This is a genomic window from Paenibacillus turicensis (assembly GCF_017873435.1).
GTDB classification, from domain to species: Bacteria; Bacillota; Bacilli; order Paenibacillales; family Paenibacillaceae; genus Fontibacillus; species Fontibacillus turicensis.
Genome location: NZ_JAGGKG010000010.1, coordinates 12,406 through 26,278 on the forward strand (window position 1 = coordinate 12,406; position 13,873 = coordinate 26,278).

The following is a 13,873-nucleotide window of genomic DNA, read 5'->3' on the forward strand; positions in this document are numbered from 1 at the left end:
CATTAACCTCCTGACTGGAAGGGACCTTCATTCATAAAACCGTTACTGTAATGCTCTAAAGATAAGTCTAAATATGGAAATTTCTTAGCTTTAATCAGGTTAAGTACATGCTTGGCGGTTTCCGTCGCCATGTCATAATCTTTCACTGTAATCATGCCCTTGGTTAAAGCTTCATCCAATTCATCCTCATCCAGCAGAAATACGCTACGATTATTTAACACTATGATATCTAAGTACAAATCATCAAACCAAGGAACGCCTTGATCCGTTACCCCTTGATGCTTACACACATCAATGTACCACTCTACAATTTCTCCTTGGTCGTCAAACATTGAGGTAACAACATAATGCTCCCCCTTAGGATAATATTGTAGCCACGTATAGCCTTTATCAGCGATACGGAAGGTGTGCTCCCCATACGTTTTCCATAATGGATCACGTAGAGAAATAATATGGTAATACGTCACATACCCTGTAAACACATCATTATCAACATACTTAGATCTAAATTGACGCTTCGTTACTCGTCGCCAGTTCGCACGATCTCCAAATTTTCGCTTCATATTTTTAAACCCTTTCAACACAATGTATAACAAGCTTACCATATTTAAAAGCAACTCACAAAATGGAAATTAAAAAAGCATCGGCACCTCCTTATCTCGTAAGGAAATACCGATGCTTCACTTTTAATTACCTGTATTTGTTGTGCCGTCCGTTCCACCCGTAGGTGGATCAGAGTTAGGGTTGTCACCACTCTGTCCAGATTCATTTGGATTATTTCCACGATCCGGAATTGCTGTTCCGTCTGAATTTCCCCCATCAGACTGTCCACCATTTCCATTCCCGTTTCCATTGCCATTCCCTTGTTCTGGCGGTGTTGTACCCCCATTTTGACCATTACCAGGGTTATTTCCATTTCCTTGGTTAGGCGTCCCAGGTGTGGTTGGCGTTCCAGAATTATCAGATCCATTATTTGGGTTACCGTTGTTTGTGTTTGAATCTGGATCTACAGGTGGCTCAGGAACATCAATATCTACTGATATTGTATTCGAAGGCGCACTTTCCGTGTTGGTCACAGGATCATACAAAGTCACATAATACTGATAACTATTGCCTTCTACAATATTTATATCCTCCGCTGCTGGCGTCTTAGACTCTAAATAATTTGTAAATTCTGTTTCACCCGTTGCTTTTCTGAAAATATGGTAGATCACTTCCCCTTCCCCTGCTGGTGTCCATGACAACGCAACAGTAGAAGTATCCGGATTATAGGTTGCAGTCAGATTAGTTGGTGAAGTGTTTTTGGGCTCTTCTTTTGGAGGATCTGGCTCCATATTTTTAGGCACAGGGAATTCCTTCCTTGGCACGCCATCTAACGCTTCCTTCATTACCTTCCCAAATAATGCAGCGGCCTGACCACTACTTCCGTTAAGTAAATGATTTTTGTCAGGCTTATCGTAGCCCATCCAAATGGCTGCAGTCCATTCAGGGGTATACCCAACAAACCAGACATCACGGTTTTTACTGCTACTCAATCCTTTAATACCATGTTGTGTAGTTCCTGTCTTACCAGCAACAGGACGGTCTAGTTTCGCTTTTTTACCTGTACCGTCATTAACTACGTTTTGTAGCATTTTAGTCATTTCATAAGCTGTTTTTTCCTTCAGCACCTGCTTAGGATCGGACTTATGCTTAAATACCTCTTTACCGCTATGATCTACAATAGATTTGACAGAATAAGGCTCATTATATTTCCCCAGATTCGCCATTGTACTAAAGGCGCCTGCCATTTCAAGCGTATTTGTTCCTTTTGTTAACCCACCTAACGCAATTGCCAAGTTGTTATCATTTTTATCAAGATTAATGCCCATTTCTTTTGCATATTTGACACCTGTTTTAACTCCGATTTCATTGAGTAGCCATACCGCAGGAATATTTTCCGATTTCGTAATCGCGGTGGTCATATCAATTGTCTTCGAGTATCCATGTAAATTTCGTGGACAATAGTTACCGAAGCATTGCTTTTCATTGCTAAGCATCGAGCTAGATTGAAATGCTCCAGTGTCCAGTGCTGGTGCATAAGAAACGATTGGCTTAAAGGCTGATCCCGGCTGCCGCTGACTATTAAGGCGGCTAAAGCCCTTACGCTGGTAGTCACGTCCACCTAACAAAGCGACTAAGCTTCCATTTTCGTGATTAATGATCGTAATTGCAGCCTGTACCTGCTGATCATCTTTACTTTTCTCAAAGTTACTGTCCTGATTAAACGCCTTTTCTACCGCTGCCTGCGCTTTAGCATCCATTGTTGTATAAATTTTATAACCGCCACGATTCAGCTCATCCTCTGTTAATCCATATTTTTCTTCGACTTCCTGCACAACATAATCTTTAAATGCAAGATATTTTTCATTTTTAACCGGAGGCACATAGTCATAAACGACAGTCTTAGCCTCATCACGTTGTGCAGCTGTGATATAACCCTCTTGCTGCATCAAATCCAAGACCACGCCTCTACGTTGCTGAGATAGCTCTGGATTTCGAACTGGGTTATATTTCGATGGTCCCTTAGGCATAGCGGCAAGTGTCGCTATTTGCCATAGGTCTAAATCTTTTAGATCAGATTTTCCGAAATATCGAATAGAAGCTGCTTTAATCCCGTAAATAGAACCACCAAAATTAATGCGATTTAAATATAAGGTCAATATTTCATCCTTGGATTTTTGTCGCTCTAGTGCCATCGCAATGGACATCTCTGTCGCCTTACGGAAAAACGTTTTGTCTGAGGTTAAAAAGATATTTTTGGCGAGCTGCTGTGTAATTGTGCTTCCACCCTCAACCATAGCCCGTGCCATAACATCCTTCACCGCTGCCCGCCCTATCGACCATAGGTCTACACCGTTATGCTCATAAAAACGGCGATCCTCTGTGGCAACAAATGCTTTCTTAAGTAAATCAGGAATTTCATCCTCTTTGACGGGTTCACTTTTTTCAACCGATAACTCACCCATCAATGTACCACCACGGTCATAAACCTTAGACGTCTCATATACAAATAACTTGCCTTCATTTTCTTGCAGGTATTTCTCCCCGCTTACCGTAATATACAAATATCCAGCAACTGCACAAAAAATAGCAAAAGCAACAGTAAAAAACATCGTCCATAACACTTTAGCGGTCGTAATCTTCTTCTTTTTCTTTCCAGACTTTCCGCCGCCATTACCGCCACCAGAATTGCCACCTTGTTGTGAGCCACTTCTTTTTTTGTCTGAATGACTATTTCTCTCCACTCTGGAAGGTCTATTTGTAGTCATCGTATCTAACCCCCTTATCGCTTGGACTATCCAAGCAGTACAATACCAGAAAGAAAAGAACAACCACTGCTTCAGGGTTGCTCCTCCTCTTGTATTATACAATTAAACGTGTTACACATCAAAAAAGTTTCAAAATTCTAGCTTATGCCTAGCTCAGTCCAAGCTTAGCCCTCTTGCTGAGAATCCTGCATCAAAGAAACGTTACGTTGTGGCTGGAATGTAGAGATTGCATGCTTGTACACCATTTGTTGACGTCCTTCACTATCAATCACGATCGTAAAGTTATCAAATGCTTTAATGAAACCTCTGATCTGGAAGCCGTTTGTTAAAAAAACGGTAACCGGGATATTTTCTTTACGCAATTGGTTTAAAAACGTATCTTGGATATTAATAGATTTGTTCATTTCGCCGTACCCCCAATAAAAATCAATTAGTGTTTAGAATTATATTCAATATCATTTAGAAACTTTCCTGCTATTATAGCACGAGCAGCATCATAATTCTGTGAGAATTTTTCATGAACGCCCATATCGATCCATGAAATATCCTTCATATGCCTAAACCAAGATAGCTGTCGCTTCGCATAACGGCGTGTATCTCGCTTCAGTTTCTCGACCGCTATATCCAAAGGAACACCGTCCACAAGATGCTCAATGATCTCCTTATAACCTAAGCCTTGCATGGACACTAGACGTCGATCATAGCCTTGTTCAAGTAAAGATTTCACTTCCTTCACTAAACCTTGCTCCATCATTAAGTCAACACGCTGTTCAATACGGTTATATAGCATTTGACGGTCCATTGTCAAACCGATAAAGCATAAGTCATAGGGAGACTCCTTACTTTGCGTGCTTAATTTAGAAGATAAGGTCTCTCCAGTCAAATGAAAAATCTCTAATGCTCGTATGACTCGACGCACATCATTAGGATGTAGCCGCTCTGCGGAAACAGGGTCTACCTGCTGAAGCTTCTCATGCAGGGCAAGCGTTCCGTGTTCATCCGCAAAAGCCTGCTGTGCCTGGCGGAATTCCTCATCTGCGTCTGCCTCGGTGAACTGATATTTATAACATACAGATTCAATATACAGCCCTGTTCCACCAACGATCATCGGCAAATGTCCACGTTCATCAATCGCAGGAATTAACTGCTGACACCAGGATTGGAAGGTAGCAACTGAAAATTCCTCATCAGGATCTAGCACATCAATTAAATGATGAGGAACCCCCTGCATTTCCTCTGGCGTTATTTTGGCTGTTCCGATATCCATCTTGCGATAAACCTGCATCGAGTCCCCAGAAATAATTTCGCAGGACAAGGCCGACGCAAGCTCAATGCTTAATTTTGTTTTACCTACCGCCGTAGGGCCTACTAACACTAGCAACCTAGGCTTATTTCTATTGGTCAACTGCAATCACTCCGTAAACAATATTGGAATGTGGACGAATCTGGACGGCGAAGCCAAGTCGATCAAACTCTCCACATCCCTTTTTCTCCTTTAATACAACCCTTCGTCTAGCAACCCGGCAGGCTTCCGCTACCGCCTCTTCAGACAATGCAGTATGGTTTGCCAAGCTACGCAGAGGAGACAATGAGGAGGACTCCATCACAGGGTGACGGAACATTGGATCAAAATAAACGACGTCCACACTTCGATCAGGCATCTTTTTTAACAAGCTAAGATGATCTTGATGGTGCACTTCAATTCGTGCAAGAGCCTCATCAAACGCAGGTACAGAGGAGGTATATGTAATTAACCCCGTATAGAGCAATGCTGCTAGCTCCTGAGAAGCCTCCACTGCGGTCACCTTTCCTTGCTCCCCAACACCGACGGCAAACATCATACTATCTGCACCAAGACCTGCAGTACAATCTAAAACATGATCACCCGCTTGAATTCCTGCCACTTCGAGCATAACGTCTGGAACTCCTTTGAAATAACGTTTTGCTCTAACAAACGCCATACTGGGATGGAAAAACATCATTTCAGTGTCGGGCTGATATAGACGAATATCCTGCTGTAGCACGACTAATACACTACAACCTCCAGCCTGCTTGGAAACTCCTGCTACAGAGTAGCTTCCTCGTTCTACATACGTAACACCAAGCTTAGCGGCATACTCTCTTGCACGCTGCTGCGTTTCAGGAAGCGGATCACTTCCCGTTGTAATGACCAACTGCTCGTACCCCTTTCCACATTTACAATAATGCCCAATTAAGATTTGTTACATCGCTAATACTTCACTACACTACATAACTCTCTTAAACAGCTTCTCCAAATCGTAGCTAGAAAAGGAAACAACAATGGGTCTACCATGAGGACAAGTATAAGGCTGCTTACATGCCGCAAGGCGCTGAATTAATGTCGTAGCCTCCTCCGTCGTTAGCTTCTGATTTGCTTTAATCGAAGCTTTGCAGGACACCAGCGTTGATGATTTCTCTCTTAATTTGGCCAAATCAATTGCGCGCTCATTAAGCACCCATTCCGCCATTTCCTCAATAATAGAGGCTTCCTCTCCTTGTGGGAACCAATATGGGCAACTAACTACGCGGAAAGTTCCGCCACCAAAATGCTCTAAAATAACGCCCGCTTTTTGGAACCAGGCTAAGCGATCCTTTAGCTTCTCACTTTCTGCACTCGTGAACTCCATCGTAATCGGGATGAGCAATTCTTGCGACGCATCCTCAGGTGCACCAAATTTTTCATAATAATATTCATAGTTTACACGTTCATGCGCCGCGTGCTGATCGATTAAGTATAAACCATCTTCATTTTGAGCAATTAAGTAAGTGCCATGGTGTTGACCAATAAGCGATAGCTCTGGGAAAACAGGCATCTGTGCTTGTTCTTCTGGTGGCATATACAGCATTTCGGACGTTCTAGGATCAATGCTAGCCTCCTGATTCTGAGCTAGAGACTGTGAAAACTGAGTAGATTTACCTACTTGACCTGATTGGCTAGATTGACTTGACGGAGTATACCCAACTGATGAACCTTTATTGCCTTGTGAATTCACAGGATTCACATTGTAGCTTGTAGCTTGATCTCGGACAAAACCTCGATCGGAGTTTGAACTATTTTGTTGTTGCAGAGGTGATTGTCCTGGGCTAGATGCAGTATGTGCAGAATGCTCTGGTGCGTGTGCACTTTGTTTTGTTTCCACATTTGGCATCGTATTTTCTGTAACGTGATTTGCACTAGGAAAATGAAGCTGTTCCTGAATGACAGATGTGCTACGTCCAATTTTTTGATTGACCACCTGTGGAATGAGCACCTGCTTAGATAATACCGCACGCAAGCTTTCTTCAACAAAAAGATTAAGCTCCGCTTCCTTGCTAAATCTTACTTCTAATTTTGCAGGGTGCACATTCACATCTACTAACGTTGGATGCATATTTAAATTAATAACAGCTAGTGGATAACGATGAATAGGCAATAACGTATGATACGCCCTTAGCATCGCGGCATGTACACCTTGATTCCGAATATAACGACCATTAACAATTAAAGAGATGGAGGAACGATTAGAGCGAGTAAGCTCAGGACGTCCAATATATCCTGTTAACGTATAATCCAAATTTTCAGCCTCGACCTTTAACATCCCTTTAGACGCATTCATGCCATAAATTGCAGCGATCACCTGTAATAAATCACCGTTACCAGGGCTATGAAGTAAAGTATTTCCATTATGACGAAAAATAAATGAAATATTTGGATGTGCTAAAGCTTGTCGATACATGACATCTGAAATATGACCTAACTCCGTTTGGATCGTTTTCATATATTTAAGTCTAGCAGGTGTATTGTAAAATAATTCTTTTACCGTAATATCCGTGCCTTGAGGGGCGGCAATATCTTCATTTTGCTTAAGATTGCCACCTTCGACCACAATAATATGTCCTAACCCTGTATCATTACTAGAGGATATAAGCTGTACCTTGGCTACAGATGCTATACTTGGCAAGGCTTCACCACGAAAGCCTAAACTACGAATTTGGAACAAATCCCGTTCATGCGCCATTTTGCTAGTTGCATGTCGTAAAAAGGCTAGCTCACAATCCTCCGGCTCGATGCCAGAGCCGTTATCAACAACACGAATCAGAGTAAGGCCGCCCTCTTCTGTCGTCACTTCGATTTTCGTTGCACCAGCATCTACCGCATTTTCTACAAGCTCCTTGACGACAGAGGCAGGACGCTCAACCACTTCTCCAGCCGCAATTTGATTGGCAATATGTTCATCTAGCACTGCAATTCTAGCCATATATATCCTCCTTACCTACGTTAATCAAATTTACTGAGAATATTCAGGCTCAATCTTGAAATTAGTGCTTGACCGCTAACCCAAACTAGCGAAGAGACAGAGAGATTCTGAAGATTGTCTCTTAAAATTAAATTCCACCCAAAAAAACTTCAATAAAAGGAATATGATTTTAACAACAATCGCAAGAACTCTCTGGATCGTAGCCACCAGTCTCCAGTCGAGTCAAGTACTAATTTCTAATTAGAACCTATATTCAATTAGAAGCTTAAGTGCTGTACCTTTTGCTTCAACTCATTAACAAGCTGCATCGCTTGCAGTGGTGTCATGTTCATGAGGTCTGCATTTTTGACCATCTGTACGAGCTTTTTGTACTCAGCTTCATGCGGATTTGGCTTGTTCTTTTTCGGTGACTCTATTTCATCAAAAATAGAGAGCTGAACCACCTCTTCGCGGGTTTCAGACGTTGCTGTTACTGTTGATCTTTCTTCTGTTAATGTTACTTCTGTTGTAGCTACTGCATCATACTCAAGTTGAGATTCCTTCGCCAAGGATGGCAATTCCCCTCTATCTGCGTTCAGGGCTGTAGCTTCAAGTAGTGTTGGCTCTTTTCCATCTACGACAGCTTCCTTGTTACCTGTAGTCTGTTCTTTAGCCGCTGCCACCTCACTAGTGGCCTGCTCTAAGCTCTGTAACAGGTTATACGCTCGATCAATAATATTTTCAGGCAAGCCCGCAAGTCTTGCACAATAAATACCATAGCTCGTATCTGCCGCGCCAGGGATTAACTTCCGCAAGAAATGCACCTTATCTCCACTTTCCTGAACTGCCATACAAAAGTTGCTAAGCCCTTTTAGACTACTCTCCAAATGCGCAAGCTCATGGAAATGGGTAGAGACTAATGATTTACATCCAATATGGTCATGTACATATTCAATCACAGCTTGGGCAATCGCCATCCCCTCGCTGCTTGAGGTGCCTCTGCCTAGCTCATCTATAATAATCAAGCTACGTTTTGTCGCTTTTTCGGTCATGACTTGAATATCTGCCATTTCCACCATAAACGTACTTTGACCACCGATCAAATCGTCCGCCGCCCCAATACGTGTAAAAATGCGGTCTATCATCGGAATGGTCGCTTGAGTAGCTGGTACAAAGCTACCAATCTGCGCCATAATCGTAATAAGTGCAACCTGACGCATATAGGTGCTTTTCCCCGCCATATTTGGACCTGTAATGAGCAAAATGTTGCCTTCCTCTTGGTTTAAACGGCTGTGGTTCGCAATAAACGCAGCATCCTTCATCACAGCTTCAACAACAGGATGGCGCCCTTGCTCAATGACAAGCTCGTAACCATCAGTCAGCTTAGGCTTCACATAACCATTTGTTGCCGCTACGACCGCAAGGGATCGATAAACATCAATTTCAGCGATTTGCTCTGCCACTTGCTTTAAGCGTGTAATATTACCTGCAATCCATTCTCTAAGCTCTGTGAATAAGGTAAGCTCAAGGTCTACCATTTTTTCTTCTGCTTCTAGGATTAACGTTTCCTTCTCTTTCAGTTCAGGTGTAACAAAACGTTCTGCATTCGCTAAGGTCTGTTTACGCTCGTATCTACCTTCTGGCAACGCTGATAGATTAGATTTAGTTACCTCAATATAATAGCCAAACACTTTGTTATAGCCAATTTTCAGAGACTTAATCCCTGTTGCCGCGCGCTCCCTCGCCTCTAGCTCTGCAATCCAGCGTTTGCCACTTTGACCTGCTTCTCGATATTCATCAAGGCGTGCATGATAACCGTCCTTTATAATCCCACCATCTCGAATAGAGACAGGCGGTTCCTCCATGATTGCCGACTCAATTTTGCCTGCAATGTCCTCACACTCATCCATTACGGAGGCGATAGATTTAAGCGTTGTAGAGGATGAATCTAGTAAAAGCGCACGAATTGCAGGAATTTGTCGTAGTGACAGCTTAAGTGCAACTAGATCACGTCCATTTGCATTACCAAAAGCAATCCGACCAACAAGTCGCTCCAAATCATAAATTTCCTGCAAAGCTAGCTTGAGCTCCTCACGTAGCATAAATGCGTCATAGAGGTGAGCAACCGCCTCCTGCCGTTCTTCGATCAGACTACGCCCCATTAATGGTTTATCGATAAAGCGGCGCAACATACGCGAGCCCATTGACGTTTCTGTATGATCGAGCAGCCAGAGCAAGGTTCCCTTTTTAGCACGTTCACGCACCGTTTCCACTAACTCCAGATTACGACGTGTAAACGGGTCCAAAATCATAAACTGCTCCGGCTCATAGGCAGAAATTTGAGTTAATTGTCCAAGAGAACGCTTTTGCGTTTCGTTCAGATAACCTACAAGCAAGGCAATACAGCCTTTACGTTCCTCTTCAAGTCGAGTCCAAGCCGCTTCACCAAACTGCTGGCGAGCCTGCTCCTCCTTAGGCTTGTCCCATGCTGTGTACACGATCGTTTTGCCTAAAGCGAATTGTTGCTCCTGTAGCCAACCGATAAGCTGTGCATCCCCAATGATTTCAGCAGGATCATATAAACCTACCTCATCCCTTAACCATTCGAGACGGGCAAACGAAGAGGTCACATACAGCTCTCCAGTAGATAAATCACAAGCGGTTAACGCCATCGTCTCCCCTGTCTGCGATACACAAAGGATATAGTTGTTGGCACGCTCACCGACAATTTTGCCTTCCATCACGGTTCCAGGTGTGACCACACGAATAATTTCTCGGCGCACAATCCCTTTTGCCGCAGCAGGGTCCTCCACTTGTTCACAAATGGCAACCTTATAGCCCTTTTCAATCAATCGCTGAATATAGTTTTCAGCAGAATGGTAAGGAACCCCACACATCGGGATTTTCTCAGCAGTGCCACCTTCTCGTCCTGTTAACGTAATATCTAATTCCTTTGCGGCAAGGATCGCATCATCAAAAAACATTTCATAAAAATCACCTAATCGAAAAAAAAGAAAGGCATCTTGTGCCTGTGCCTTTACGCTTAAATATTGTTGAATCATTGGAGTATATGTATTCCCCATCTTATAACCCTCCAAGCTAAAAATCAGAACTTAAATGATACCATAGATCTCTATTATATCAGAAAGATGGGGCTTCTTTTACAAAATAATTTCTAATTTCCAGCTCTGGCGTATATCGGCTTGCTCATCCCACGTTTTCTCAGAGGAAATTGCCTTAAATAATGGGTCAATATATTTCTCATATTGAGAGTAAGAGGATAGAAATTTTATTTGTTTTATAAGCGGGGGGATGACTTTTCTTATTACGGCTTGATCCCCTTGATAAAAAGCATCATACACCACTTCATCTGCTAGTGGACGAAGGTTAAGCTCTTTGTGATGAATCATAATTAATTTTACTAATGCCAACACACCTTTTGTAACAAGTGGAGAAATAAGGAAGCTAGGCAACGTCCGATACTCAAAGCCACCGTAATCCTTAATCCGAAAATCACCTAAAAAACCATAACGGGGTCTTCGTTTCAGACTGCTCCCATCCTCAAGCACAAATACAAGTAATGCTAAGTAGTTATCAAGTACATGAAGTAGCTCGGGGGTAAGTGTCACACCACTAAAATGCAAATGTCCACCAAGGCAAAAGCCCCGTCGTGGCATCCCCCCTGCCTGCCATATCAGCGAACGATCGCTAATCATGTTGTAGGCAGTACGGAAGCTACCTAGGAGATGCTTCATCAATTGTCTAGGCTCCTGCGCTGGCTCAGGTCTTAGCTCTGCCAGTGGAAAACGCAATCTACCTTCAATCCGCACCGAATCACAGCCTGCATTTCCAATCCGATTCAAAAATTTTGCCGCAGGCACCACCTTCCCACGCTTAGGATCAAATAAAATAAACTCGGGATCCATCCCAATTTGCAGGGCAGGCTTGACGCACTCATTATTTTCATTTTCAATGTGACTTAAAACTTTTGATATCGCATTTAAAAATGTAATTGCTGTACTTTCTTCGGTTAAATCAGGATAAGGGATAACATGGTGCACGATACAAGGCTGGTCTTCGGCAATTGAAATCGTCACCTCACCCGTATCCAAACCCAAGGCGTAACAGGCACGTATCGCCGCCATTTCTAGCTTGCTCCAACGTTTGGAATCACGATCGGGTTGATCTAGATTTGTCCAGATTGGTTGTGTTTGTATCTGTTCTCCTTCTTGCTCCTGACCTTGTAATTTTGCTTGTGCAGGGGATAATTTAATGATTTGAATCGCCTTTAATCTAAACAAGCTCACCTTGTAATACTGACAGTAATCGTTGGAATCCCGCACTTCTCCCCAATTGACCGCGACACCACTCTTAGACAATCGGTTTGTAATCTCCGTTTTCCCAACTGAGGCATTAATCCATGCACCACGATTAGTTTCCATCGAGACACCATAGACACCCTTAACCAATTTCTCTAAATTTAAATGCTTAAATGAAAACTGCAATTTGCTTTTGGTAAGCGAGTACACACGTAACTGCGGTGTATGTTGCTGACACAGATGTTGCAGCCTGCTGGCCTCTTGGACAGTTTTTACGTTCAAAATTATTGCAGGTATTTCCACCGACATTGTAATCCCTCACTTTTATGTATTAAGCCATCATCCAAACTTTATTTTCAAAATAAATATACATTTTTCCAAAAAAAGAGGGCGACCGCCCTCGACGACGCCGCCCCTGCCGCATATATTAGACTATAATCACTTAAGCTACACCGCTAAGGGCGGCTGTTACACTTACAACTCATCGTCGAGCAAATCAGGATCTAAGTCCTCATAGTCTCCATCCTCAGAAGCAAAATCAAAGTCCTTATCTTCAAAGTCGCCCCCCGGCACGACGAGGACATTGAGTTTTGTTTCAGCCACCAACTCAACTGCAAACTCTCTTTCAACACGAATGGCTACACGACCATCGCCAGAAATACTAGCTTCTACAGTGCTTGGTTCTTGTGTAGCCTCGGCAGAGACCTCAACCGATGATGAACGGTGTCTGGCGTCCAAGAAATGGAGCGGCACATTTTCTACATACGAAACCGTTTCCTTCGCTACTTCTGTCTGTGAGTTTTTGTCATAAGAGTACCAGATGTTGATATCGTAAGTACCAATAACCTCAATTCCGTCACCTGCCGCAACTGCTTCATATTGGTGATTGATGATCCATGCACCTAATATGCTCGCAGGCTTGTTGGGTGGTGTAACGGTATGTGTTACGGTAGAGAACTTACGACCTCTTCCACAGATCGCTTTCGTAATAATCTCTCTACTTTGATATTTCAATGACATGTTTAGAACCTCCTCCATACGTCTTTCACTTAAGTGTATGCAGGACATGGGCAAATGTTGATTATCTTTACAATAAAATTAAATGTTCTTATTTTTGAGCAGTAATATAACTGCTGGACAAGCTTATTTTTAAGATTGAATCGGCTTTTGAACAGATCCTTCCTATTTATATTATTGAAGAAAATAAAAATAAATGAATTCATGGAAAGTTAGCTTTACATTCGTTTCATTTAAGAGTATGATTTGAGTATGGAAAGCAAACTTTCCATTTAAGGAGGTGTATCGTGAAAAACCGGTTAGAAGAAATACGAAAGCAAAGAGGAATTAAACAGGAGGAGCTTGCAGCTACACTTGAGGTTTCTCGCCAAACGATCGGTTCATTAGAAAATGGTCGTTATAACCCTTCCATTACACTCGCGTTTAAAATTGCTCGATATTTTGGAATGTCAATTGAAGAGATATTTATTTACGAGGAAGAGGAGGATGGAAAATGAGAAAAAGTATAAAAGATTATTTTTTCACAGTATTAGGTCTTGTTATATTAGGCGTTAGTCTGTATTTGATAAAATCAGTTCCAGATCCACAAGGGATTATGCTTAGACTACCTTCTGTTTTAATTGGAATCGGTAGTGGTCTTTTTGGTGTTGGAATAGGTAATGTCATTTCACACAACGTAATGAAAAAAAATCCAAAGCTACAGAAACAGCATACAATTAACCAAAACGATGAACGTAACGTTACTATAAACAATCTTGCGAAAGCTAAAGCATTTGATCTCATGACCTTTATGTTAGGTGCTTTAATGTTGTCCTTTGCTATTATGGGAACAGAGATGACGTCTACCTTACTCTTAGTTGGTGCCTATCTATTTATACATGGCTATAAAATTTACTATATGTACGCATATAACAAACAAATGTAGGGATAACGCAAAAAAACGGAGTAAAGCGTAAGGGACTCCTCCCTATGGCTCTACTCCGCTTTT

The 13,873-nt window shown here is 42.3% G+C and carries 11 protein-coding genes; 2 read left to right on the forward strand and 9 right to left on the reverse strand.

The features are described from left to right. Positions 1–2 precede the first annotated feature (2 nt). The 9 genes from J2Z32_RS11545 to cotE all read right to left on the reverse strand — a co-directional run bounded on the left by J2Z32_RS11545 (position 3) and on the right by cotE (position 12,888). The gene (locus J2Z32_RS11545; RefSeq protein WP_210089319.1) at positions 3–563 is read right to left on the reverse strand and encodes a ribonuclease FAU-1 family protein; all 561 of its coding nucleotides are present in this window, start codon (positions 561–563) and stop codon (positions 3–5) included. Between the two features lie 123 nt (positions 564–686). After that, the gene (locus J2Z32_RS11550; RefSeq protein ID WP_210089320.1) at positions 687–3,311 is read right to left on the reverse strand and encodes a transglycosylase domain-containing protein; all 2,625 of its coding nucleotides are present in this window, start codon (positions 3,309–3,311) and stop codon (positions 687–689) included. 164 nt (positions 3,312–3,475) lie between these two features. Then, positions 3,476–3,715 carry an RNA chaperone Hfq gene (hfq, locus tag J2Z32_RS11555; RefSeq protein ID WP_210089321.1) on the reverse strand — a complete coding sequence of 80 codons (240 nt, stop codon included), beginning with the start codon at positions 3,713–3,715 and terminating at the stop codon, positions 3,476–3,478. Between the two features lie 26 nt (positions 3,716–3,741). Further along, positions 3,742–4,716 carry a tRNA (adenosine(37)-N6)-dimethylallyltransferase MiaA gene (gene miaA / locus J2Z32_RS11560; RefSeq protein WP_210089322.1) on the reverse strand — a complete coding sequence of 325 codons (975 nt, stop codon included), beginning with the start codon at positions 4,714–4,716 and terminating at the stop codon, positions 3,742–3,744. Next, entirely contained in the window at positions 4,706–5,485 is a 780-nt protein-coding gene (locus tag J2Z32_RS11565) for a class I SAM-dependent methyltransferase (RefSeq protein WP_210089323.1), read from the reverse strand. The genes miaA and J2Z32_RS11565 overlap by 11 nt, the downstream gene beginning before the upstream one ends. A 72-nt stretch (positions 5,486–5,557) precedes the next feature. Further along, positions 5,558–7,570: a DNA mismatch repair endonuclease MutL gene (gene mutL, locus J2Z32_RS11570; RefSeq protein ID WP_210089324.1), complete on the reverse strand. Its 2,013-nt coding sequence runs from the start codon at positions 7,568–7,570 to the stop codon at positions 5,558–5,560. Positions 7,571–7,827: 257 nt separating this feature from the next. Further along, on the reverse strand, positions 7,828–10,632 hold the full coding sequence (gene mutS / locus J2Z32_RS11575) for a DNA mismatch repair protein MutS (protein WP_210089325.1): 2,805 nt from the start codon (positions 10,630–10,632) through the stop codon (positions 7,828–7,830). A 78-nt stretch (positions 10,633–10,710) separates the two neighbouring features. Further along, positions 10,711–12,150, reverse strand: coding sequence for a putative amidoligase domain-containing protein (locus J2Z32_RS11580; RefSeq protein WP_210089326.1), 1,440 nt, complete (start codon positions 12,148–12,150; stop codon positions 10,711–10,713). Positions 12,151–12,342: 192 nt separating this feature from the next. Then, on the reverse strand, positions 12,343–12,888 hold the full coding sequence (gene cotE / locus J2Z32_RS11585; RefSeq protein WP_210089327.1) for an outer spore coat protein CotE: 546 nt from the start codon (positions 12,886–12,888) through the stop codon (positions 12,343–12,345). Positions 12,889–13,172: 284 nt separating this feature from the next. Between cotE and J2Z32_RS11590 the strand changes: the two genes are divergently transcribed. After that, complete coding sequence (locus tag J2Z32_RS11590; RefSeq protein WP_210089328.1) at positions 13,173–13,382, forward strand: helix-turn-helix transcriptional regulator; 210 nt, start codon at positions 13,173–13,175, stop codon at positions 13,380–13,382. Next, positions 13,379–13,810: a DUF6442 family protein gene (locus J2Z32_RS11595; protein WP_210089329.1), complete on the forward strand. Its 432-nt coding sequence runs from the start codon at positions 13,379–13,381 to the stop codon at positions 13,808–13,810. Before J2Z32_RS11590 ends, J2Z32_RS11595 begins: the two co-directional genes overlap by 4 nt. Positions 13,811–13,873: the final 63 nt, after the last annotated feature.

Coding starts and splice junctions, on each gene's coding strand:
- J2Z32_RS11545 (WP_210089319.1), bottom strand. CDS start 563: ATGAAGCGAAAATTTGGAGATCGTGCGAACTGGCGACGAGTAACGAAG.
- J2Z32_RS11550 (WP_210089320.1), bottom strand. CDS start 3,311: ATGACTACAAATAGACCTTCCAGAGTGGAGAGAAATAGTCATTCAGAC.
- hfq (WP_210089321.1), bottom strand. CDS start 3,715: ATGAACAAATCTATTAATATCCAAGATACGTTTTTAAACCAATTGCGT.
- mutL (WP_210089324.1), bottom strand. CDS start 7,570: ATGGCTAGAATTGCAGTGCTAGATGAACATATTGCCAATCAAATTGCG.
- mutS (WP_210089325.1), bottom strand. CDS start 10,632: ATGGGGAATACATATACTCCAATGATTCAACAATATTTAAGCGTAAAG.
- cotE (WP_210089327.1), bottom strand. CDS start 12,888: ATGTCATTGAAATATCAAAGTAGAGAGATTATTACGAAAGCGATCTGT.
- J2Z32_RS11595 (WP_210089329.1), top strand. CDS start 13,379: ATGAGAAAAAGTATAAAAGATTATTTTTTCACAGTATTAGGTCTTGTT.